The sequence below is a fragment of the Variovorax sp. GW822-FHT04A09 genome (genome assembly GCF_058801005.1).
On sequence record NZ_JBXAMV010000002.1, the window covers coordinates 687617 to 712786 of the forward strand.

General features: G+C 71.9%; 8 protein-coding genes. 3 read left to right on the forward strand and 5 right to left on the reverse strand.

Features of this window, described 5'->3' with window-relative positions; genetic code table 11:
* Position 1: 1 nt before the first annotated feature.
* From AC1RLW_RS14335 to AC1RLW_RS14345, 3 genes are read left to right on the forward strand one after another with little or no spacing between them, the layout of a single operon-like run.
* On the forward strand, positions 2-3106 hold the full coding sequence (locus AC1RLW_RS14335; RefSeq protein ID WP_493193574.1) for a non-ribosomal peptide synthetase: 3105 nt from the start codon (positions 2-4) through the stop codon (positions 3104-3106).
* A gap of 8 nt (positions 3107-3114) precedes the next feature.
* The gene (locus tag AC1RLW_RS14340) at positions 3115-10866 is read left to right on the forward strand and encodes an amino acid adenylation domain-containing protein (protein WP_493193575.1); all 7752 of its coding nucleotides are present in this window, start codon (positions 3115-3117) and stop codon (positions 10864-10866) included.
* Positions 10867-18243: an amino acid adenylation domain-containing protein gene (locus tag AC1RLW_RS14345; protein ID WP_493193576.1), complete on the forward strand. Its 7377-nt coding sequence runs from the start codon at positions 10867-10869 to the stop codon at positions 18241-18243.
* A 96-nt stretch (positions 18244-18339) separates the two neighbouring features.
* Here the strand turns inward: AC1RLW_RS14345 and AC1RLW_RS14350 are convergent, their stop codons facing one another.
* From AC1RLW_RS14350 to AC1RLW_RS14370, 5 genes are all read right to left on the reverse strand, one after another.
* Positions 18340-20787 carry a TonB-dependent siderophore receptor gene (locus tag AC1RLW_RS14350; RefSeq protein ID WP_493193578.1) on the reverse strand — a complete coding sequence of 816 codons (2448 nt, stop codon included), beginning with the start codon at positions 20785-20787 and terminating at the stop codon, positions 18340-18342.
* A gap of 204 nt (positions 20788-20991) precedes the next feature.
* Positions 20992-22020 (reverse strand): FecR family protein, encoded by a 1029-nt coding sequence (locus AC1RLW_RS14355; protein ID WP_493193579.1) that lies wholly within the window; start codon positions 22018-22020, stop codon positions 20992-20994.
* Positions 22017-22595, reverse strand: coding sequence for an RNA polymerase sigma factor (locus AC1RLW_RS14360; RefSeq protein ID WP_070062439.1), 579 nt, complete (start codon positions 22593-22595; stop codon positions 22017-22019). The genes AC1RLW_RS14355 and AC1RLW_RS14360 overlap by 4 nt, the downstream gene beginning before the upstream one ends.
* Positions 22596-22755: 160 nt before the next feature.
* A complete protein-coding gene (locus AC1RLW_RS14365; protein WP_493193581.1) occupies positions 22756-24075 on the reverse strand; it encodes a lysine N(6)-hydroxylase/L-ornithine N(5)-oxygenase family protein in 1320 nt (439 codons plus the stop codon).
* On the reverse strand, positions 24062-25168 hold the full coding sequence (locus tag AC1RLW_RS14370) for a GNAT family N-acetyltransferase (protein WP_493193583.1): 1107 nt from the start codon (positions 25166-25168) through the stop codon (positions 24062-24064). The genes AC1RLW_RS14365 and AC1RLW_RS14370 overlap by 14 nt, the downstream gene beginning before the upstream one ends.
* Positions 25169-25170 lie beyond the last annotated feature (2 nt).

The window sequence follows — 25170 nt, forward strand, 5'->3', positions numbered from 1 at the left end:
AATGACGACCATGACCGACCACTTCGACGACACGACCTTCCCGCTGAGCCCTGAACAACGCGCCGTGCCGGCCGATGCGCCGCGCCTGCTGCTGCGCGCCGACATCGAGGGCGGGCTCGACGCTGCGCGCCTGCGCGACGTGGTGGCGCGCGTACTGGGCGCGCACGGCGCCCTGTGCAGTGCCATCCGCGCGGTGCCGGGCTACCGGGGGCTGCGCCAGCAGTACACCGAGGGCATGGCGCCGCTGGCCTGGAGGAACGCCGATCTGCGCGATGCGCCCGAATCTGCGGTCATCGAATGGCTGGCGAACCTGCAAGCCGCGCCGTTGGACATCGCGCGCGGTGAGATGGTCCATGCCGGGCTCGCACGCACCGGTGAAGGGCGCCACACGCTGGCGCTTTCCGTTCATGCCTGGGTCGGCGACCGGGGCAGCCTGCAGCACCTGTTCGACCAGATCGCCATGGCCTTCGCGGACGCGAACAGCTTCGATGCCGCCGAGGTGTTCCCGTATGCGCGCTTCGTGACCTGGCGCCAGGACCTGCTCGACGGCGAAGACGCCGCCGAGGGCCGCGCCTACTGGCAGCGCTACCTCGCGCAGGCGTCCTCGCTCACGCCGCCGCGCCTCGTCGGCCGGCAAGCGGCTGCCTCCCAGCAGGCTGTGCGCGTGCGTGCTGACGAATCCGTCGACGCCACTTTCGTGAGTCGCATCGCCGCCTGCGCCGACACACTGGGCGCCCAGCCCGACACGCTGCTGCAGGCCGTCTGGTGGCTGCTGCTCGCGCGGCTGGACGGCACCGGCCGTTTCGTCGCCGGCTGGCAGCACGACTGCCGCCGCGACTACCCGCCGATGCAGGGTGCGGTCGGCGTGTTCGACAAGGTGCTGCCGCTCATCGTCGAGACCGCGCCCGAGATGCGCTTTGCCGACTGGTTCGACAACGTCGACGGCACGCTGGCCGCGCATGTCGAGGCGCAGGAGTACTGGGCCGTCGAGGCGCCGCCCATTGCCACGCACCTCGCGGTCGGCTTCGCGTGCCACGAACGACCGCGCCGCCACGGCGTCGATCCGCAATGGCAACTGGTTGCGCTGCCGGGGCCGCTGCCGGCTTTCGAACTCGCTCTGCAGATCGCATGGGACGCCGACGGCGCTGCGCTCTCGGTGCATGCCGATGCCGCACGCCACAGCGAGGTGGCGGCGCAGCGCCTGCTGATGCAATACCTCTGCCTGCTGGACGCCATCGTCGAACGCCCCGACGCCGCGCTCGGCGCGCTGCCGTTGGTCGGCCCGCGCGAACGCGAATTGCTGCTGCAGTCGCAAGAAGCCGCGGCCGATGTCGGGACGCAGACCGTCACGCAGCGCATCGCCCACTGGGCCACCGAGACGCCCGAAGCGCCCGCACTCGAAGCGGGCGAGCAGCGCCTGAGCTACCGCGAACTCGACCAGCGCACGGGCCGCGTCGCCGGCTGGTTGCAAGGGCAGGGCGTGGTGCCCGGCGCCATCGTCGCGCTGAACCTGCCGCGCGCGCTTGATCTGCCGGTGGCGATCCTCGCCGTCTGGCGCGCGGGCGCCGCCTACCTGCCGCTCGACCCCGACTGGCCGGAGGCGCGTCGCGCGGCGGTGCTGGCCGATGCGAAGCCGGTGTTCACCATCGACGCGGCGCTGCCCGATGCGGCCACGCTGCCCGAGACGCAAGCTGCATTGCACATCGCCGCACCGAGCGACCTCGCCTACGTGCTCTACACCTCCGGCTCCACCGGCACGCCCAAGGGCGTGGCCGTCGAGCAGGGCCAGCTGCAGAACTACGTGGCGGCGGCTTCGGCGGCGATGCAGCTCGACACCTGCCGCCGCTGGGCGCTCACCAGCTCGGTGGCGGCCGACCTGGGCAACACCGCGCTGTTCGGCGCGTTCCACAACGGCGCCTGCCTCGTCGTTGCCGCGCCGCACGAGGCCAAGGACGCCGAGGCCTTCGCGCGCTTCATGCGCACACGCGCCATCGACGCACTGAAGATCGTGCCCTCGCACCTCGAAGCGCTGCTCGAAAGCGCCGCGCCCTGCCTGCCGCGCACGCTGGTGCTGGGCGGCGAGGCCGCGCCGCGCGCGCTGGTCGAGCGCATCGCGCGGCTGGCGCCGCAGTGCGCCATCTACAACCACTACGGGCCGACCGAGGCCACGGTCGGCGTCATGGTGCATGCCGTCGAACCCGGCGCGCCCGTGCCCGAGCAGCTGCCGCTGACGCGTGTGCTCGCGAACAACCGCGTGCGCGTGCTCGATGCGTCGCGCGGCCTTGTGCCGGCGGGCGGGCTAGGAGAGGTGTACATCGGCGGGGCGCAGCTGTGCCGCGGCTACCTGAACCGCGCGAACGCTGACGTGTTCGTCGCGGACCCGTTCCGCGCCGGTGAGCGCCTCTATCGCACGGGCGACCTCGCGTGGGTGCTGCCCGAAGGCGGCTTGCGCCTGGCGGGGCGCGCCGATCACCAAGTGAAGGTCCACGGCTACCGCGTCGAGCCGGCCGAGGTCGAGGCGGCGCTGCTGGCGCGGCCCGGCGTGCGCCAGGCGGTGGTGCTGGCCGTGCCCGATGCGGCCGGTGCGACCACGCTCGCCGCCTTCTTTGTCGGCGACAGCGAGGCGGCCGATGGCCGCGCGCTGCGCGAGCAACTCGCCGCGTTGCTGCCCGCGCACATGGTGCCCGCGAGCTGCACGGCCGTGAGCGCCTTCGCGCGCTTGCCGAACGGCAAGATCGACCGGCTCGCGCTGGCGGCGTCGGCCCCGGCCGAAGCGCCACGGCGCGTCATCGCGGCGCCGCGTGATGCGCTCGAAGCGCTGCTCGCCGACGGCATGGCCACGCTGCTGGGCAGCGGCCCGGTCGGCGTGGAGGACGACTTCTTCGAACTCGGCGGCCACTCGCTGCAGGTCATCAAGCTGGTGGCGCGCATCCGCAAGCTGCTGCAGGTCGAGGTGGCGGCCGGCGTGGTGTTCGACCACCCGACACCCGCGGCGCTCGCCGCCGTGCTGCGCGAGGCCAGCGCCGATGCCATCGCGCTCGAACAGCTGGCGCAGACGCACCGGCAGCGCGACCTGGCCGACGAATCCGTGGGCGAGGCCGCATGAGCAGGGCCATGGACGAGATCACCCGCACCGTGCACGACGGCCAGGCGGTGCCGCTGTCGTATGCGCAGGAGCAGCTGTGCTTCCTGCAGAAGCTCGAGCCCGGGCTCACGGCCTACAACCTGCCGCGCGTGTTCCGGCTGACCGGCGCGCTCGACGCCGAGGCGCTGGCGCGCGCGTTCCAGGCGGTCGTTGCGCGGCACGCGATCCTGCGCACGCACTTCGTCGAGCACGACGGCGTGCCGATGCAGGTGGTGCAGGCCGAGGTGCCCTTCGCGCTGGAGCGCATTGACCTTTCGAGCCAGGGCGCCGACGCGCAGCAAGCCGCGGTCGATGCGCTCGTGCGCCGCACCGCGACGCATGTGTTCGACCTGGGCCATGCGCCCGCGCTGGTGGCGCGACTCGCGAAGTTGGCCGACGACCGGCATGTGTTGGCCGTCTGCCTGCACCACATCGTCTCCGACGCCTGGTCGAACCCGATCCTGGCGCGCGACCTCGGCGCGGCCTACGCGCTGGCGCTGCGCAGCGAAGGCCCGGTGCAGCTGTCGCCGCTGCCCGTGCAGTACGCCGACTTCGCCGTGTGGCAGCGGGCCCGCGTGCAGGGCGGGGCGCTCGCGCCGCAGCTCGACCACTGGAACCGCCACCTCGGCGACGAGGTGCCGTCGCTCGATCTGCCGACTGACCGCGCACGCCCCGCGCAACAGACCTTCGCCGGCACCGCGCTCGGCTTCGAGCTGCCGCCGGCCCTCGCGGCGGCGCTGCAGGCCTTTTGCCGCGCCGAACGCTGCACGCCGTTCGTCGTGCTGCTCGCGGCCTGGCAGGTGCTGCTGTCGCGCTGCAGCGGGCAGGACGACTTCGCCATCGGCGTGCCTAACGCAGGCCGTCACCGCGAGGAGGTGCAGGACCTGCTGGGCTTCTTCATCACGACGCAGGTGTTCCGCGCGCGGCTCGCTCCCCGGCGCACGCTGCGCGAGGTGTGCCGCCAGGTGCGCGCCGACGCGCTGGCCGCGCTCGACCATGCCGACCTGCCGTTCGAGGTGCTGCTGGCCAGCCGCAAGGACCGCCGCGACCCCGCGCGCAGCCCGCTGTTCCAGGCCATGTTCGGCGTGCAGATGGCGGGCGAGGCCGTCGCGCTCGACTTCGCGGGCGTGCGCGCCGAGCTGCAAGAGTTCGATGACGCGGGCGCCAAGTTCGACCTGTCGCTGGACTTCTACATCGACCCGCGCGGTGTGCGCGGCCGGCTCGAATACAACACCGACCTGTTCGACGCCACGACCGCACAGCGCCTGGTGCGCGCCTACCAGCGCGTGCTGCAGGCGATGTCGGACGATCCCGACCGCGTGCTCGCGAACCTCGTGCTCACCGACGCGGACGATGAGGCGCGGCTGCGCGGCTGGAGCGAGAACCTGCCGCACCGCACGTACACGCAGCCCGTGCACCGGCTGATCGAAGCGCAGGCGCGCCAACGGCCGGATGCGGTCGCGCTGGTGTTCGGCGGCACGGTGCTGCGCTATGGCGAACTCGACGCACGCGCCAACGCGCTGGCCCATCACCTGATCGGCCTCGGTGTGCGGCCCGATAGGCCCGTGGGCATCGCCGCCGAGCGCAGCCTCGAGATGGTGGTGGGGCTGCTGGCGATCCTGAAGGCCGGCGGCGCGTATGTGCCCGTCGACCCCGAGCTGCCGCGCGAACGCATCGCCTACATGCTGGAAGACAGCGGCGTGACGCTGCTGCTCACGCAGTCGCACCTGCGCGAGGCGCTGCCGGTGGCGGCGCACGTGCAGTTGCTCGCGCTGGATGCGCTCGACCTGTCGGCCGAATCCACCGCCCGCCCGCAGGTCGCGCTGCATGGCGAAAACCTTGCCTACGTGATCTTCACCTCGGGCTCCACGGGCCGCCCCAAGGGCGCGGCCAACCGCCACAACGCGCTCTACAACCGCCTGGCCTGGATGCAGGACGCCTACACGCTGGGCGACGCCGACACCGTGCTGCAGAAGACGCCGTTCGGCTTCGACGTGTCGGTGTGGGAGTTCTTCTGGCCGCTGATGCAGGGCGCGCGCCTCGTCGTGGCCGCGCCCGGCGACCACCGCGAACCGGCACGCCTGGTCGAGCTGATCCGCACGCACGGCGTGACCACGCTGCACTTCGTGCCCTCGATGCTGCAGGCTTTCCTGGCGCACGACGGCATCGAGGCCTGCACCAGCCTGCGGCGCATCGTCTGCAGCGGCGAGGCGTTGCCCGCCGAGGCGCAGGCGAAGGTGTTCGAGCGCCTGCCGGGCGCAGGGCTGTACAACCTCTACGGCCCGACCGAGGCGGCCATCGACGTGACGCACTGGACCTGCCGCGCCGACGGGCTGAACCACGTCGCCATCGGCAGGCCCATCGCGGGCTGCAAGACCTACGTGCTCGACGCGGGCCTGAACCCGGTGCCGCCGGGCGTGGGCGGCGAGCTGTACCTGGGCGGCATCGGCCTGGCGCGCGGCTACCTGCACCGGCTGGGCCTCACGGCCGAGCGCTTTGTCGCCGACCCCTTCAGCGACGCCGGCGAGCGGCTGTACCGCACGGGCGACCTCGTGCGCTGGCGCGACGACGGCCAGCTGGCCTACCTCGGCCGCATCGACCACCAGGTGAAGGTGCGGGGCTTTCGCATCGAGCTCGGCGAGATCGAGGCGCAGCTGCTGGCACAGCCGCAGGTGCGCGAGGCGGTCGTGGTGGCCGACGAAGGCCCGGGCGGCACGCGGTTGGTCGGCTACGTGTCGCCGCAGCCCGGTGCGGCGGTGGACGTGGCCGTGCTCAAGGCGCGCCTGGCCGAGGTGCTGCCCGAGTACATGGTGCCGGCGCTGCTGTGCGTGCTGCCGGCCCTGCCGCTCAACGCCAACGGCAAGATCGACCGCAAGTCGCTGCCCAAGCCCGATCGCGGTGGGGCGCAAGCCTATGAGGCGCCCGAGGGCGTGGTCGAACAGGCGCTCGCCACGGTCTGGGCCGAGGTGCTCGGCCTTCCGCGCGTGGGTCGGCAGGACAACTTCTTCGAACTCGGCGGCGATTCGATCCTGAGCCTGCAGATCGTGTCGCGGCTGCGCACGGCGGGCTGGAAGCTCACGCCGCGCCAGATGTTCGAGCGCCAGACCGTCGCCGGGCAGGCGGCCGTGGCCGAGCCCGTGGGCGCGGCGGTGCAGGCCCAGCAGACCGCAGCCGAAGGCGAGGTGCCGCTGCTGCCGTTCCAGGCCGCGTTCTTCGAGGCCGACATGCCCGAGCGCCACCACTGGAACCAGTCGCTGCTGCTGCAAGGCCGCGAGCCGCTGGCGGTGCCCGCGCTCGAAGCCGCGCTGGCGGCCGTGGTGCAGCACCACGATGCTTTCCGCCTGCGCTTCCATCGAACGACCGATGGGCGTTGGCAACAGACCTACGAGGAACTGCCGGCGCGCTGGCGTGAGGAATGGCTCTGGGTGCGCGATGCAGCGAACCCCGCGCAGATCGCCGCGCTGTGCGACGAGGCGCAGCGCAGCCTCGACCTCGCGCACGGGCCGCTGCTGCGTCCGCTGGTCACCCGCCTGCCCGGCGGCGACTGGCGCCTGCTGCTGGCGGCGCACCACCTCGTGGTCGATGGCGTGTCGTGGCGCATCGTGCTCGACGACCTGGCCACCGCGTACGCGCAGTGCCGCGATGGCCAACCGGTCGCGCTGCCGCCGAAGAGTGCCAGCCTGCAAGCCTGGGCGCGCGCGCTGCAGGGCGAGGCCGCCGCGATGGATGGTGAACTCGTGCACTGGCAGGCCTTCGCCGACGTGCCGGTCGCGCTGCCCTGCGCGCGGCCCGAGGGCGTGAACACCGTGGCGCGCCGCGCCAGCATCGCGTGGCAGCTCGACCGCGCGCGCACGCAGGCACTGCTCAAGACGGCGCCGGCCGCCTACCGCACGCAGGTCAACGACCTGCTGCTCACCGCGCTCGGGCGCGCGCTGTGCGGCTGGAGCGGGCATGCGCAGCTGGCGATCCTGCTCGAAGGCCACGGCCGCGAAGACATCCTCCCCGCGCAGAAGGCGCTCGACCTGTCGCGCACCACGGGCTGGTTCACGAGCCTGTTCCCCGTGCGGCTCGATCCGCTGGGCGCGTGGGGCGACGCGATCAAGCGCGTGAAGGAAGACCTGCGCCGCGTGCCGAAACGCGGTCTCGGCCATGGCGTGCTGAGGCACCTGGGCACGGACGCACAGCAGCAGGCGCTGCGCGCATTGCCGCGGCCGCAGCTGGTCTTCAACTACCTGGGGCAGGTCGATGGTGCGGTCGAGGCCGCGTGGTCGCTCGCGCCCGAAGACGCGGGCGAGCCCGTCGCGGCGAGCGCACCGCTGCTGCACGAATTCAGCGTCAATGCACAGGTGCGCGACGGTGCGCTGCAACTGACGGTGGACTTCAGTGCGGCGCGGCATGCGCAGGAGGATGTGCAGGGCTGGGTGAACCGCTTCGGCGACGAACTCGAAGCGCTGATCGCGCACTGCACCTCGGGCGCTTGCGGCGTCACGCCGTCGGACTTCCCGCTGGCCGGGCTCGACGCCGCGCAGCTCGACGCGCTGCCGCTGCCCGTGGCACAGCTCGAAGACCTCTATCCGCTGTCGCCGATGCAGTCGGGCATGCTGTTCCACAGCCTGGTCGATGCACAGGGCGAGGCCTACGTCAACCAGCTGTGCATGGACATCGACGGCCTCGATGCCGAGCGCTTCCGCGCCGCATGGCAGCGCGTGCTGGCACGCCACGAGATCCTGCGCAGCGGCTTCCTGGCCGACGGCGCCACGCCGCTGCAATGGGTGGCGCGCAGTGCCGAGATGCCGTGGGCCGAGCAAGACCTGCGCGAGAGCGTCGATGTGCCAGGTGCACTGGCGCGGCTGGCCGCGTCGCAGCGCGCGAGCGGCTTCGACCTCGCTCGCCCGCCGCTGATGCGCATCGCCCTGGCGCGCACGCAGGCGCAGCGGCACCACCTTGTCTGGACCTACCACCACCTGCTGCTCGACGGCTGGAGCGTGGCGCAGCTGCTGGCCGAGGTGCTGCGCAGCTACGCGGGGCAGGCCGGCGAGCCCGCGCCGGGGCGTTTCCGAGATCACATCGCGTGGCTCGCAACGCGCGACGCGCAGGCCGGCAAGGCGCACTGGCGCAGCGTGCTGGCCGGTGTGGAAGAACCGACGCGCCTTGCCACGGCGCTGGTGCCGCCTGTTGCACCGCGCTCGGGCAAGGCCCGCCAGCGGCTGGCCTTCGACACCGAAGCCACGCGCGGCCTGCGCGAAGCCGCGCGGGCCGCGCACGTCACGCTCAACACCGTTGTGCAGGCCGCCTGGGCGCTGCTGCTGGGCCAGCGCACGCGCACGGGCACCGTCGTGTTCGGCGCCACCGTCTCCGGCCGCAGCGCCGAGATGCCGGGCGCCGAGCGCATGCTGGGCCTGTTCATCAACACGTTGCCCGTGGTCGCGCGCCTGCGGCCCGGCCAGCCCGTGGGCGAATGGCTGCGCGAACTGCAGGCGGCACAGGTCGCGTCGCGCGAACACGAGCACACGCCGCTGCACGAGATCCAGGCCTGGGCCGGAATGGGAGGGCAGGGCCTGTTCGACACGCTGGTGGTGTTCGAGAACTACCCGGTCGATGCGGCCTTGCGCGGCGACGCTGCGGCGGGCCTGAGCTTCGGTACGGTGCGCACGCAGGAGGAAACCTCGTACCCGCTGACGTTGATGGTGCACGACGATGCGGCGCTGCACATCGACCTCGTGCATGCGCTCGACGTGTGCGACGGCGCGCAGGCCGCGGCGCTGGTGGGTCAGTTGCGCGCGGCGCTGCTGGCGCTCGCCGGCGATGCGGCGCAGGCCGTGGGCCAACTGACGCTGGCCGATAAGGCGGAGCGCGAGCGGTTGTCGTCATGGTCGCGCGGTGCATTCGCACCGCAGGCGGTCGTGCCCGTCCACCACCTCATCGAACAGCAGGCGAAGGCGAACCCCGACGCACTGGCACTCGTCACGGCCGAGCATCGCCTCACCTACGCCGCACTCAACCGCCTCGCCAACCGCTGGGCGCATCGCCTGATCGCGCAGGGCGTGCGGCCCGACATGCCGGTCGCGATCGCCGTCGATCGCTCGGCCGAGACCGTCGTCGGCCTGCTCGCCGTGCTCAAGGCCGGCGGCGCGTACGTGCCGCTCGACCCGGCGTTCCCACCCGAGCGGCTGGCCTACATGGTCGAGGACAGCGGCGCCTCGCTGCTGCTCACGCGCCGCGCGCTGATGCCGCGTCTGCCCGACGCTGCGAGCGTTCAGCGGCTGGCCTTCGACCTCGACGCAACCGACGACGACATCACCGCCTGGCCCGACCACGATCCGGCGGTGCCGGTGCATGGCGAGCAGCTGGCCTATGTGCTCTACACCTCGGGCTCCACCGGCCGTCCCAAGGGCGTGGCGATGCGTCACGACGCGGTCGCGCGTCTCATCGCGTGGCAGCTGCAACGCCTGCCGGGCGCGAGCCGCACGCTGCTGTTCGCCTCGCCGTGCTTCGACGTGGCGTTCCAGGAGATGGTCAGCGGGCTGGCCGGCGGCGGCTGCCTCGTGCAGACCACCGACGCGCAGCGGCTCGACCTCGATGCGCTTGAGGCGTTGGTGCACGGAGAAGGCGTCGAACGCATGTTCCTCACCTTCTCGGTGCTGCAGCATTTCGCCGAACAGTCGCTGGCCTCGGGCCGTCGGCTGCCGGCGCTGCGGCAGATCATCACCGCGGGCGAGCAGCTCAAGCGCACGCCCGCGCTGGCCGAGTGGCTGGCGCGCGAATCGCAGTGCCGGCTCATCAACCAGTACGGGCCGACCGAGACGCATGTGGTGAGCGAGTTCGTGCTCGACGGCGCAGGCGACGAAGACCTGCCGCCCATCGGCACGCCCGCATCGAGCGCGCGGCTGCATGTGCTCGACGCGCAACTGAACCCCGTGCCTGTCGGCGTAGCCGGCGAGCTGTGCGTCGGCGCCGAGGTGCTGGCGCGCGGCTACCTGCACCGCGCCGGCCTGACGGCGCAGCGCTTCGTCGCCGATCCGTTCGATGGGCACGGCGGGCGGCTCTACCGCACCGGCGATCTCGTGCGCTGGCGCGCCGACGGCCAGCTCGAGTACCTCGGCCGGCTCGACCACCAGGTGAAGGTGCGAGGCTTTCGCATCGAACTCGGCGAGGTCGAGGCGCAGATGCTCGCGCAACCCGGCGTGCGACAGGCCCTGGTGCTGGCGCAGGAAGGACCGGGCGGTGCGCGGCTGGTGGCCTATGCGGCCGGCGCCGAAGGCCAGCCACTGCGCCCCGCGGCGCTGCGTGCGGGGCTGGCGGCGGCGCTGCCCGACTACATGGTGCCGAGCGTCATCGTCGCGATGCCGCAGGGGCTGCCGCTGAACGCCAACGGCAAGGTCGATCGGCAGGCGCTGCCACCGCCCGAAGCGGCGGAAGAGCGCGCGCATGTGCCGCCGCAGAGCGCCACCGAAACCGCGCTGGCGGGTCTGTGGGCGCAGGTGCTGGGGCTGTCGCGCGTGGGGCGCGGCGACAACTTCTTCGAGCTCGGCGGGCATTCGCTCGCGGTGCTCAAGCTGCGCCAGCAGGTCAAGGCGCAGATGGGCATCGACCTGCCGCTGCAGCGCTACTTCGAGTTGCCCGACCTGGCGGCCTGCGCGCAGGCGCTCGACGCGCAAGGGCCGGCGCAGGCGCAGCAGGCCGCGCAGGCCGAGAGCGATCTCGATCGCATGGATGCATTGTTGGAAAGTCTGGGGGGTTGAGTGAGCAGTAGCGAACGCAGTAGGGCCATCGCCCAACGGCTGGCGGGTTTGCCGCCGGCGCGGCAGAAGGAATTCATCGCCGCGTTGCGTGCGCAGGGCATCGATTTCGGCCGCCTGCCGATCGTGCCCGACCCGGCCGCCGTGCCCGGTGCGCCGCGGCCCGCCTCGTACGCGCAGGCGCGCCAGTGGTTCCTCTGGCAGATGGACCCCGAAAGCACGGCGCAGCACATCACGGCCGCGCTCACGCTGCACGGCGTGCTCGACCACGCGGCGCTGCGTGCGAGCCTGCAGGCGCTGGTGGTGCGGCATCCGTCGCTGCGCACGCGCTTCGGCGTGAGCGACGACGGCGTGCCGCAGCAGACGGTGTCGCCCGAGGCGGTGCTCGACCTGCGTGAAGCCGATCTGCGCGCCCACCCCGCGCAGGTGCGCGACGAGGCTGCGCGCCTCGTGCGCACGCCCTTTGACCTCGCGCGCGGCCCGCTGCTGCGCGTGGGCCTGCTGCGCACCGGCGAGACCGCGCACCTGCTGGTGCTGGTGATGCACCACATCGTGTCCGATGGGTGGTCGATGCAGTTGCTGGTCGACGACTTCGGCGCGCTGTACCAGGCGCACCGTCAAGGGAACGACGCCGCCGTGCCGGCCGCGCCCGCCCTGCAGTACGCCGACTACGCCGCCTGGCAGCGCCACTGGCTCGAAGCGGGCGAGGGCGAACGCCAGCTCGTCTACTGGACCGAACGCCTAGGCGGCGAACAGCCGCTGCTGCAACTGCCTGCCGACCGCGCGCGTCCGCCGCAGGGCCCGTACCTGGCCGCGCGCCATCGGCTCGACCTGCCGGATGAGTTGACGCAGGCGCTGCGCCGCCGCGCGAGCGCCGAAGGCGCGACGCTCTTCATGGTGCTGCTGGCCGGCTTCCAGGCGCTGCTGCACCGCTACACGGGCCAGGGCGACATCCGGCTCGGCGTGCCCGTGGCCAACCGCGACCGGCCCGAGACGGCCGGCATCCTCGGCCTGTTCGTCAACACGCAGGTGCTGCGCGCCGAGCTGGCCGGCCACACCACGCTGGCCCAGGCGCTGGCGCAGGCGCGCGACGCGGCGCTGGGCGCGCAGGCGCACCAGGACCTGCCGTTCGAGCAGCTGGTCGAGGCGCTGCAGCCCGAGCGCAGCCTGAGCCACCCGCCACTGTTCCAGGTGATCTTCAACCACCGGCAGCAGGACCTGGGCGCGCTCGACCGCCTTGAAGGCCTGCGCATCGAACCCTGCGAACTCGATGAACAGGCGGCGCCTTTCGAACTCGCGCTCGACACGCTGGAGCAGGCCGACGGCACGCTCGGCCTGAGCTTCACCTACGCCCGCGCGATCTTCGAGCCCGCCACCATCGAGCGCATGGCCGCGCACTACGTCGCGGTGCTGCGCCAGCTGGCCGACGACCCCACGCGCACGTTGCGCGAGGTGGCACTGCTTGGTCCGCAGGAGCATGCCCAACTGCGCCAATGGGGCGAGGGCCAGGACACGGCCTGGGACGAGGTGCCCGTGCACCGCCTCGTCGAGCGCCAGGCCGCGCTGCGGCCCGAGGCCACGGCGCTGATCGTCGATGGCGTGCCGATGCGCTTTCGCGACTTCGACGCGCGCGCCAATCGGCTCGCGCATGCCCTCATCGCGCAGGGCGTGCAGCCCGAGGACCGCATCGGCCTCGCGGTGGAGCGTTCGCCCGAGATGGTGGTGGCGCTGCTCGGCGTGCTGAAGGCGGGCGCGGCCTATGTGCCGCTCGACCCCGACTACCCGCCCGAGCGGCTCGACTTCATGGCGGCCGACAGCGGCGTGCGGCTGCTGCTCACACAGGCGCGCGTGCGCGAGCGGCTGGGCGCGTCGATGCAGGCGCTGCCCGCGCTGCTGCTCGACGGCGGCGTGCTCGACAGCGGGCCCGAAGACGCACCCGATGTCGCGGTGCATCCGGAGCACCTGGCCTATGTGATCTACACCTCAGGCTCCACCGGCCAGCCCAAGGGCGTGGCCGTGGCGCATGGCCCGTTGAGCATGCACATCCAGACCATCGGCCGCGCCTACGGCATGACGCCCGAAGACCGCGAGCTGCAGTTCGCGTCGATCAACTTCGACGGCGCGCACGAGCGCATCTGGACGCCGCTGGCCTTCGGCGCCACGCTGATGCCGCGCAGCCAGGAGCTGTGGACCGTGCACCGCAGCCGCGAGGAAATGCGGCGCCACGGCATCACCGTCGCCTGCTTCACGCCGGGCTACCTGCAGCAGATGGCCGATGAACTCGGCGAGGACGGGCGCGTGCCCACGCTGCGCTCGTACACCGTCGGCGGCGAGGCGATGGGCCGTGTGGCCTGCGAGCGCGTGATGCAGACGCTGCAGCCGCCGCGCCTCATCAACGGCTACGGCCCGACCGAGACGGTGATCACGCCGACCATCGCCAAGGCCTATGCCGGCACTACCTTCGACGCCGCCTACCTGCCCATCGGCGCGCCCGTGGGCGACCGCCGCGCCGTGGTGCTCGACACCGACATGAACCTGGTGCCGCCCGGCATGGCCGGCGAGCTGTACCTGGGCGGTTCGGGGCTGGCGCGCGGCTACCTGAACCGCGCCGGCCTGAGCGCCGAGCGCTTCGTGGCCGACCCCTTCGACACCGCGGGCGGTCGCCTGTACCGCACCGGCGACCTCGTGCGTTGGCGCGCCGACGGCCAGCTCGAATACCTGGGGCGGCTCGATCACCAGGTGAAGGTGCGCGGTTTCCGCATCGAACTCGGCGAGGTCGAGGCGCGGCTGCGCGCGCAGCCCGGCGTGCGCGAGGCCGTGGTGGTCGCGCGCGAGCGTGCAGGCGGTGCGCTGCTGCTGGCCTACGTGTCGAGCCTCGACGCGCAGCGGCCGGTCGAGGCCTTCGCGCTGCGCGACGGGCTGGCGCAGGTGCTGCCCGAGTACATGGTGCCGTCGGCGATCACGGTGCTCGCGGCGCTGCCGTTGAACGCCAACGGCAAGGTCGACCGCGCCGCGCTGCCCGAGCCCGTGTTCGCTGCTACAGCCGACAGTCGGGAAGCGCCGCAGGGCGCGGCCGAGGAGGCGATGGCCGCCGTGTGGGCCGAGGTGCTGGGCGCGCCGCGCGTGGGCCGCAACGACAACTTCTTCGAACTCGGCGGCCATTCGCTGCTGGCCATGCAGCTGCTCGAGCGGCTGCGCCGGCAGGGCTTCGGTGCGCAGGTGCGCACGCTGTTCCAGAACCCGCGCTTCGCCGACTTCGCGCGCGCCACGCTGGAGGCCGGCGCCTCGCCGCGCCCGGCGCCTGTGGTGCCCGACAACGCGATCCCCGACGGCTGCACACGGCTCACGCCGCAGATGCTGCCGCTGGTGACGCTCGACGACGCGCAGCTGCGCCGAATCGAGGCCGCCGTGCCCGGCGGCGCGGCCAACATCCAGGACATCTACCCGCTCGCGCCGCTGCAGGAAGGCCTGCTGTTCCATCACCTGATGCAGGCCGAGGGCGACGTCTACGTGCAGTCGCTGCAGATGCGCTTCGACAGCCAGGCGCGGCTCGACGCGTTCATGGACTGCCTGAACCGCGTCATCGCGCGCCACGACATGCTGCGCACGGCGGTGCTGTGGGAAGGGCTGGCGGAGCCGGTGCAGGTGGTGCACCGCCATGCACCCGCCGAGATCGAATGGCTGCCGATCGACGCCGCCGCAGGCGATGTCGCCGCGCAACTCGAGGCGCATGTGCGCCCCGGCCACTACCGCCTCGACGTGCGTCGCGCGCCGATGCTGCGCGCCATCGCCGCGCACGATGCGGCGGGCGGCGGCTGGCTGTTGCAGCTGCCGAGCCATCACCTGGCGCTCGATCATGTGTCGCGAGACCTGCTGGTCGAGGAGATCACGCTGCTGTTGCAGGGCCGCGCCGACGCGCTGCCCGCGCCCGTACCGTTCCGCAGCTTCGTCGCGCAGGCGCGGCTCGGCGCCGACGTGGCCGAGCAGGAGACTTTCTTTCGCCGCATGCTCGGCGACGTGCGAGAGCCGACCGCGCCCTTCGACCTGTTCGATGCGCGCGGCGACGGCACGGCCGTCGAAGAAGCGCACCTCGAACTCGACGCGGCGCTGGCGCAGGCCGTGCGCACGCAGGCGCAGCGCAGCGGCGTCAGCGCGGCCACGCTGTTCCACCTGGCGTGGGCGCTGGTGCTGGCCAAGACCACGGGCAAGGACGACGTGGTGTTCGGCACCGTGCTGTTCGGCCGGCTCGCAGGCGGCGAGGGCGCAGGGCGCGCGCTCGGCATGATGATCAACACGCTGCCGCTGCGCGTGACGCTGGGCCGCAGCCATGCACTGGCCTGCGTGCGCCAGACGCATGCCGCGCTGGCCGGCCTGCTGCACCACGAGCATGCGAGCCTGTCGCTCGCGCAGCGCTGCAGCGCGGTGCCCAAGGGCACGCCGCTGTTCTCGACGCTGCTGAACTACCGCTATGTGGCGCAGGCACCCGAGGCGGATGCCGGTGCCGGCGGCTGGGAAGGCATCGAGACGCTCGGCGCGCAGGAGCGTTCGAACTACGCCTTCGCGCTGTCGGTGAACGAACGCGCCGACGGCTTCGCGCTGACCGCGCAGGTCGATGCGTCGGTCGGTGCCGCGCGCGTGTGTCAATACATGCACGACGCGGTGCGCCGCGTGGCGGACGATCTCGCTCGGGCGGCCATGCACCCGGTCGTCGCCTTCGACCTGTACACGGCCGACGAGGCGCAGCGCTTGCAGGCCTGGGGCGCGAACACGCCCGCCTACCAAGACACCGCACCGGTGCATGTGCTGGTGGCACGCCAGGCCGCGCTGCGGCCCGAGGCCACGGCGCTGATCTTCGGCGACCACACGCTGAGCTACGCGGCGCTGGAGGCGCGCGCCAACCGGCTGGCGCACCACCTCGTGCGCGCGGGCGTGCGGCCCGAAGTGCGTGTGGGCCTCGCGGTGCGGCGCTCGGCCGACATGGTCGTGGCGCTGCTCGCGATCCTGAAAGCGGGTGGCGCCTACGTGCCGCTCGACCCGGCGTATCCGCCGCAGCGCCTGGCCTACATGGTGGAAGACAGCGGCGTCGCGCTGCTGCTGGCCGACGATGCCGTCGTGCTCGACCGCATCGGCATGCCCGGTGTGAAGGCCCTGACGCTCGACACGCTGGACCTGTCGAGCGGCCCGTCACATGACCCCGGCGTGGCGGTGCACCGCGACCACCTGGCCTATGTGATCTACACCTCGGGCTCGACCGGCAAGCCCAAGGGCGTGGCCGTGGCGCACGGCCCGCTGGCCATGCATGTGCAGTCCATTGGCGAGGCCTACGGCATGACGCCGGACGACCGCGAGCTGCAGTTCGCATCGATCAACTTCGACGGCGCGCACGAGCGCACCTGGGTGCCGCTGGCCTTCGGCGCGGCGCTGATGCCGCGCGACGAAGAGGTCTGGCCGGTGGAGCGCACCTGCGCCGAGATCGCGCGCCACGGCATCACCATCGCCTGCTTCACGCCCGGCTACCTGCACCAGATGGCCGAGCTGATGGGCGAGGCCGCGAGCCGGCTGCCGATTCGCTCCTACACCGTGGGCGGCGAGGCGATGCCGCGCACCAGCTTCGCGTTGGTGCAGTCGGTGCTGAAGCCGCCGCGCATCGTCAACGGCTACGGGCCGACCGAGACGGTGATCACGCCGATGATCGCCAAGGCCGCGCCGGGCGAGGGCTTCGACGCGGCCTACATGCCCATTGGCCGCCTCGTCGGTGACCGCACGGCCTACGTGCTCGACGGCGCCATGAACCAGGTGCCGCCCGGCGTGGCCGGCGAGCTGTACCTGGGCGGCGACGGCCTGGCGCGCGGCTACCTGCAGCGCGCGGGCCTGAGCGCCGAACGCTTCGTGGCCGACCCCTTCGGCGCGCCGGGCGGGCGGCTCTACCGCACGGGCGACCTCGTGCGCTGGGAGGCCGACGGGCAGATGGCCTACCTGGGGCGCATCGACCACCAGGTGAAGATCCGCGGCTTTCGCATCGAGCTCGGCGAGATCGAGGCGCAGCTGCTGGCGCTGCCGCAGGTGCGCGAGGCGGTGGTGGTCGCCAGCCAGGGCGCGGGCGGCGCGCGGCTGGTGGCGTATGTGTCGCCGCTGGCGGGCGAGCGCATCGAGCCGGCGCGGCTGCGTGCCGGCCTCGCGGCGCTGTTGCCCGAGCACATGGTGCCGGCGGCCATCGTCGTGCTCGACACGCTGCCGCTCAACATGAGCGGCAAGGTCGATCGCCATGCGCTGCCGGCGCCGGTGTTCGCCGGCGGCGACGGCTACGACGCGCCGCGCGGCAGCGCCGAGCAGGCGCTCGCGCGCATCTGGTCCGAGGTGCTGGGCGTGGCACGCGTGGGCCGCGACGACAACTTCTTCGAACTCGGCGGCGATTCGCTGCTGAGCCTGAAGGTGATGGCGCAGGCACGCCGCCTGGGCCTGCCGGCGCTCGATCTGAAGCTGCACGACTTCCTGCGCGCGCCGACCATCGCGGGGCTTCTGGGCGGGCGTGCCGATGCGCCGCCGCTGGTGGCCCTGAACGCCGTGGTGCCCGGTCCGCCGCCGCTGTTCTGCCTGCACGCCGCCCTGGGCACGGTGTACGACTACGCGCCGTTGGCGCGCCGCCTGCAGGGCGTGCGCACCGTGTACGGCCTGCCGTGCCGCATGCTCGCCGACCCCGCGCACCGCGACGTGTCGCTGGCGCGCATGGCCGACGACTACGCCCGCATGCTCCGTGGCGTGCAGCCGCAAGGGCCGTACCACCTGCTGGGCTGGTCGCTCGGCGGTGCGCTCGCGGCGGCCGTGGCGGCGCGGCTCGAAGCCGAAGGGCAGGCCGTGGCGTTCCTCGGGCTGGTCGATCCCTATGTGCCCGAGCCCGACGCGCCCTTGCAGACGGTGGACGACGATGGCCGTCGCGACTTCGCTGACTTCGTCGCCTCGGCCTGGCCGGCGGCGCGCCTGGACGGGCTGCTGGACATCGACGACTTCGTCTGCGACGAGGCGACGGTGGCCGCGCTGATCGCACAGGCCCGCGCACAAGCGCAAGCTCGCGGCGACACGCTCGAGATGCCGGCGCACGCGAACCTGCCCGACGACGAACTGGCCCGCATCTTCCTCGTGAGCCAGCAGCTGAAGGCGATCGAGACCGAGGCGCTCGTGCCGCTGCGTTGCCGCGCCGAGTGCTGGTGGATCGCGCGGCGCCCGGCGGCGGACTGCGCCGCGCTCGCGCTGCAGCTGGGGCGGCCGGACCTCGCGAGCGCTGCGGCGCTCGACGAGGACCACCACGCGATCCTGCGCAGCCCGGTGTTGTTGACGCAACTGGGCGAGCGACTGGGCGAGGCCGAAGCCTTCGCGGTCTGAGACCCAGGCATAAAAAAACGCACGACCCGGCAGCCGGGTCGTGCGTCAAGGGCACCCTTCTGCCGGTGCCGCCCTATTTCAGTTCGTTGGTGCGTGTCAGAGCTTGTAGCTGAGCTTCAACCAGGCGTTGCGCGGGTTGCCTTGCGTGTAGCCGTTGTAGGCGCCCAGGCCGTTGTAGTAGCGCTTGTCGCCCAGGTTCTCGATGTGCAGCGAGGCGCTCAGGCGGTTGTTGATGTCGTAGCGCGCCATCAGGCCGAACAGCGTCAGGCCGCCTTGCGAGGCGCGGCCGAGTTCGTTGAACTCGTCGTAGTAGATGCCGCTCTGGTAGCTCACGCTGCCCCCGACGGTGAGCTTGCTCCACTCGCCCGGCAGGCGGTAGCTGGTGGCCACCCGGAACAGGCGGCGCGGGTACTGCGGGTTCAGCAGCACGCCGTCGGCATCGCGCTTGGCGTGGTAGGTGTAGCCCGCGAGCATCTGCAGGCCCGGCAGCACCTCGCCGGCGGCGGTGAGCTCGAAGCCCTTGCTCTTGGCGCCCTGCACCGCGCGGTACGGAATGCCGCCGTCGGGCAGCAGCGAGCCGGCGCCGGTGTCGATCACGGCCAGGTTGGTCTCGCGCGTCTTGAAGATCGCGGCGCTGGTGTTGAGCTTGCCGCCGAAGTGCTCGCCCTTCAGGCCCAGCTCGATGTTCTTGCCGCGCTGCGGTGCGATGAGCGAGTTGTTGCGGTCGCGCACCGTGTTGGGCTGGAAGATGTCGGTGTAGCTGCCGTACAGCGAGAGTTCCTTGCTCACGTCGAACACCACGCCCAGGTAGGGCGTGACCACGCCGTTCTCGCGCATCGAGCTCACGCCGGTGCGCCGCCAGGTGGTCCAGTCGAGCGTGGACGCATCGGACTTGTACCAGGTGCCGCGCGCGCCGACGATGAGCGACAGCGGCTCGGCCAGCTTCAGGCGGGTCGAGGCGTAGATGGCTTTCTCGGTGGTGTTCAGCGGCGCCGTGTACAGCGGGTACGAGAAAGAGGTCGGCTCGGGGAAGCTCTGCAGCTGGTAGAAGTTCAGCGGCCGGCGGTCGATCATGCGTGGCACGGCGCCGCGCGTGTACACGGTGGCGTCGTAGGTGTTGTAGCTCATGCCGACCACGGCCTCGTGCGTCTGGCCGAAGGCCTCGAACGGGCCCTTCAGGTGCACGTCGAGGGCCTTGTTGGCGCCTTCGGCGGGGTTCTCGCGGATGTCGATGGTGGAGGCGCCGGTGCGTGCGTTGATCGCGCGGTAGATGCTCAGGTCGCCCGAGGCGCGCTCGCGCTTGCTCTTGAGGTAGCTGGCGTCCACCTTCAGCTGCCAGCCCGCGCCCAGGCGCTGGTCGAGGTTGGCGAACAGCTTGTCGGAGTACATGTCCCAGTAGCTCCACGGCGCGCTGGAGTTGAACGAGCGCGGCAGGTTGGTGCGCTGGCCGTTGCTGAAGAACAGCGGGCTCTGGCCGTAGTTGGCGCCGTCGATGGCGGTCTTCTGGTGCTCGAAGCCCACCGACAGGCGCGAGCCCGCCGCGAGGTCGACTTCGAGAATGCCGTACAGCGCGTCTTCGCTGCGCTTCTTGTTCTCGATGAAGCTCTTGCCGTCCGTGCGCGAGGCCATGAAGCGCCCGCGCACGGTGCCGTCGGCGTTGAGGGGGCCGCCCACGTCGATCTCTGCGTTGTAGCGGCTCCAGCTGCCGATGCCGCCCGAGATGTGGCCGGCGAACTCGGAGGTCGGGCGCTTGCGCACGAGGTTGATGGCGCCGCCGGGCGAGCCCACGCCGTTGAGCAGGCCGGCCGCGCCGCGAATCACCTCGACGCGGTCGTAGAAGGCGGTGCTGATCATGCTCGACTCGCCGGCCACGCTGTTGAAGCCCAGCGTGGGCACGCCGTCGATCATGGTGCTCAGGGCGAAGCCGCGCGAGGAGAAGGTCACACGCTCGTCGTTGCGGTCGGCCACGATGCCGGGCGTCTGGCGCAGCACGTCTTCGAGGGTGACGAGGTTCTGGTCGTCGATCTGCTGGCGGCCGATGACGCTGACCGACTGCGGCGTTTCGCGCAGCGACAGGTCCATGCGCGTGGCGCCGGCGGCGGCGCGCGTGGTGTACGAGCCCGTGCCTTCGGTGGTGCCGTCGGTGGCGGCCTGCGCGGCCACGGTCACGGCGGGCAGCGTGGAAGCACTGGCCGCGCTCTGGCGCTGGATGGTGACGCGCGTGGGGCCGTTGCGCACCGCCACGAGGCCGCTGCCGGCCAGCAGGCGGTCGAGCGCCTGCTGGAAGCTCAGGCGGCCCGACACGGCAGGTGCGGCCAGGCCCGAGACCACGTCACCCGCGGCGAGCACCTGCACGCCGGTCTGGCGCGACAGCTCGTTGAGCGCGGCGCCCAGCGGCTGGGCGGGGACGTTGATGTCGCGTGCTTGTGCAGCGGCCTGGTCGGCGCCCTGGGCTGCGGCGAGGCCGCTCCAGCTGGCAAGGGCGGTTCCGAAGGCGGCGGCAAGCGCGGCGCTCAGGAGTCGGTGGCGAGGCGAGAAACGCATGGGTGAAGGCTCCAGACAAATAAATCGGTGCGGCATGAAACGGGGGCGCGCCGCAGCCGTCGATCGGATGCGGGGTGCTTCTGGATGTAAGACGTTTGAACTCGAAAAAGAGAGACAGGCCCGTGACAAGGCATCGGCCGCCGCGTCGATGCGGGGCGAAAAACGAGCGGGAAAAGGAGAGGCGCGCCGGCGGGCGCACCCGGGTCAGCGCGCCTGCAGGCGCACGCTGCCGTCGGGCCGGGCCACCGCCACCAGCGGCAGGATGGCGGGCAGCGCGTCGAGCAGGCCGGCCGAGTCGTTCGTACGAAAGCGCCCGGAGAGCCGCATCGCGTCGATGCGGGCGTCGGCGCCGACGATGGGCGCGCTGCGGTAGCTGTTGACTGCGGCCAGCGCGTCGCCCAGCGGGGTGTTGTCGAACACCAGCCAGCCGTCGCGCCAGGCCGAGAGGGCGGCGGTGTCGGCCTGGCGCACCGGGTCGGCGTGGCCGTCGCGCACCTCGAGCATGTCGCCGGCGCGCAGGTCGACCACTTCGCCGCTGCGTTCGGTGCCGGCGTGGCGCAGCACCTGCACGCGCACATGGCCGTGCTCGACGCCCACGGTGATCGGGCCGCCGCGGTCGCGCACGGTGAAGGCGGTGCCGACCACTTCGATGATGGCCTCGCGCGTGCGCACCACGAAGGGCCGCTCGGCGTCGGGGGCGACGTCGAAGCGGACCTCGCCGCGCGCCATGTCGATCATGCGGCGGCGGCGGTAGAGCGTGACGTCGACGGCGCTCTGGGGCGCGAGGTCGAGGCGGCTGCCGGCCGAGGCATCGGCGGCATCGGCCAGCGTGACCTTGAGCATCCGCGCGTTCGGTGTGCGGTACGTCGCCTGGAACACGGGCTGCTGCCAGTACCACTGCACGCCGCGCCCCGCGACCACGCCGGCGCCGAGCAGCCCGGCGACCGACAGCAGCATCTTGCGGCGCGAGGGGTTGCGTGGGGCCGGTGCGGGCACGGGCTCGTCGAAGTGCGCGCGCAGGTCGTCGGCCATGCCGCCCAGGGCGTTCCAGCGCTCGCGCGCCTCGCGCACGGCGGCGGCGTGTTCGGGCGAGCGGGTGCGCCACTGGTCGAGCGCGAGCCGGGCGCTGTTGGCGGCCGGGCTCGGCGGCGCGATCTCGTTCTCGACGATGAGCGCGAGCGCGCGTTCGATCAGCCGTTCACGCGGAACGACCGCTGTGGCCGCACGGCTCATGAAAAGTCTTCGGCCAGTGCGGTGTCGAAACCGGCGTGGCTGTTCACCGCCTGCGGCTCGATCAGTTCATGGCGCAGCTCGGCGAACACGCGCGAGCAGTCGATGGTGGCGCGCAGCAGGTGCTTGGCGACCGCCATCTCGGTGATGCCCAGGCGCTGCGCGATTTCGGCGCGAGAGTGGCCGTAGGCGCGGAACAGCAGGAACACCTCGCGCCGGCGCGGCGGCAGCTGTTCCATGGTTTCCACCACGCGGCGCAGCACGCGGTGCTGGGCCACGACGTATTCGGACGAGGGGGCCGTGAGGTGCGTGCCGACGACGGCATGCGAGACGGCCCACTCCTGCGCCACCTTGCGGTGGCGGGCTTCGTCGATGCACAGGTTGCGCGCGACGCGGAACAGCAGGGCGCGCGGCGACTCGATGGCGGCGCCGTCACGCAGGCCGAGGGTGTGCGTGTACACGCGCTCGAAGCTGGACTGCGCGATGTCGGCCGCATGGTGCGGATCGCGCAGGTCGCGCGTGAGCTGCCGGCGCAAGTCCGCGTAGTGAGACACAAGTTCCTGGACGAGGTCGCGCATCCGGTCGCCTTCTCGCAAGCATCGACAAAGGACCCCTGGGCCGATGGCTGGTGCGCGCCGGTGAAGAGGAGGCGAGGGCGCTGGCTTCGGTGACCCCGGGGATGGGGTGAATAAGAACTATTCTTATTGAGTGTAGCACCGAAGCCTTGCGTTTCCGTGGCTAGACCACGGGCGCGGCGTGGGCGGGGCGCTCCGCGGCGGGGGCCTGTGGTGCCTGCGCCGTGTGCCGCGGCGTGGCGTTCAGCAGCGCCTGGCCGATCTCGTCGGAGCGGATGGCGGTGACCGACAGCAGCGTGTCGCTCAGGCCGTGGCTGGTCTCGCAGGCGCCCTGCAGGAAGATGCCCGGGCGCAGCGCTGGCGTGCCCTGCACGCGGTAGTCGCGGTCGACCGAGAAATCGCCCAGGTAGGGCGCCAGCGGCGCCAGCAGCGTGCGGTGCGCGTCGCGGGCGTAGCCGGTGGCAAGCACCACGGCGTCGTAGGCCTTGTCGTGGCGCGCGCCGGTGTTCAGGTCGTGCAGCGACAGGTGGATGCCGTCCTGCGCGGCGCGCACGGCCGACACCTCGTGCCGCCGCAGGAAGCTGTGGCGCGTCGAGCCGGCCACGCGCTGGCGGTAGAACACGTTGAAGATCTGCTGGATCAGCTCCAGGTCGGGCGCGGCGTAGTTGGTGTGCCAGAACTCCTCGAGCAGTTCGGCGCGCTCGTTCACCGAGCGGTTGAACACGAAGTCGGTGAAGTCGGTGTTGAAGATCTCGTTCACGAACGGGCTGTCGTCCGAGGGCTTGATGGAGCGCGCCCGCATGATCAGGTCGACCTGCGGCTTCGCGGGGTGCGACTGCAGGTCCATGAAGATTTCGGCCGCGCTCTGGCCCGCGCCCACGATGGCGATGCGCTCGGCGCCGGGATGGCGGGCGATGGCCTCCAGGTAGGTGCTCGAATGGAACACGCGGCCGTCGTCGCGCAGGGGCTGGAAGCGCGCCGGGATGTTGGCCACGCCGCCCACGCTCACCACCAGGTTGCGCGCCAGGCGCTCGCGCACCGCGCCGTTGGCATCGCGCGAGCGCACGCGCAGCAGCGAGACCTCGTTGCCCTTCATCTCGGGCACCACCTCGAACACGGCCTCGCCGTAGGCGCAGCGGTCTTCGAACTGCGCCGCGGCCCAGCCCAGGTAGTCGTTGAACTCGTGGCGGCTCGGGAAGAAGGTCTTGAGGTTGATGAAGTCCTGCAGGCGCTGCTTCTCGTGCAGGTAGTTCAGGAAGGTGAAGCGGCTGGACGGATTGCGCAGCGTGGCCAGGTCCTTCAGGAACGAGATCTGCATGTGCGCGTTGTCCAGCAGCATGTTGCGGTGCCAGACGAAGCCCGGCTGCTTCTCGATGAACAGGGCATCGACGAAGTGGCCCTTCTGGCGCTTCTCGTCGAGCGCAATGGCCAGTGCGATGTTGGACGGGCCGAAGCCGACGCCGATCAGGTCATGGATTTGCATGGATGTCCTCCAGGGATGGCTCGTGTCGACGAGCCGGGGCCGGCGAAGCGGCGGTGGGGTCGGCGCGCGGAATCCACAGCGCCTCGCCGAAGAAACGCTCGCGCCACAGCACGCCCAGCAGGGCGCGCTTGTGCGGAAAGTCGAACTCCTTCACATGGGCGTAGCCGCAGCGGCCCAGGCTCCGGATCATTTTTTCGTTGTCGGCGCGCGGCTCGATCACCAGGCGCTGCGTGCGCGGGTCGTCCAGGAAGAGGTAGTGCGACACCGACGGCATCCAGGCCGTGAGAAAGGGCTTGCCGCGAAAGCGCGCCTCGCCCACCAGCGCGTGCCAGCCGCGGTCGTGGTCGGCCGCGTCGTAGAAGGGCGCGATGCGGTCTTCCTTCGCCCAGTAGGCCTCGAAGTAGCCAAAAGGCTCGCCGTCGAAGCGGCCGACGAGGCCGGTCACGCGCGGGTCGGCCGCGATGCCTTCCAGGTACTGGCGGTGGCGCGCGAGGTCGCCTTCCTCTTCCCAGAAATGCGCGACCACGGGGTCGTTCATCCAACGGTGGAAGGCGGGGAGGTCGCGTTCGATGTCGACCGTGTCGAGCGTGAGCGTCTGGTTCAGCCACGGGATGTGGCGGCGGTACACCGTGCCCTGCGGCTTGGCGGGGCGCAGCGGATGGCGCTTGCCTTGCGTGACGACGAAGCGCTGCGCGAAAGGCTCGCGCGGCTGCGGCAGCCAGGCGCGCGGCCATTGCCAGAAGGCTTCGCGCGCGACCGTGGGCAGCGCGCCCTCGGCCGGCGTGACGATGCCCGCGTCCACCAGCCGCGTGCCGGTCGGCAGCGGCGATTGCAGCGCGAGCTGCCGCGCGGCCGGGTGGCGCTGGAAGGCCGCCTCGATCGCCGCCAGCAGGTGCGCTTGGTCAGGCTCGCCCGCGCACGCGCCCAGCCATTCGAGACGCGGCGTGCCGGGCTGCGCGCGCAGGGCCCAGGTGCTGCCGTGGCGGTCGCCGTCGAGCGGCGTGACCTTGAGCACGGTGCCTTCCAGCCGGACGTCCAGCACCCGGCCTTCGGGATGCGCGTGAAAGCGCCATGCAGTGTCGTGGGCGGTCAAGC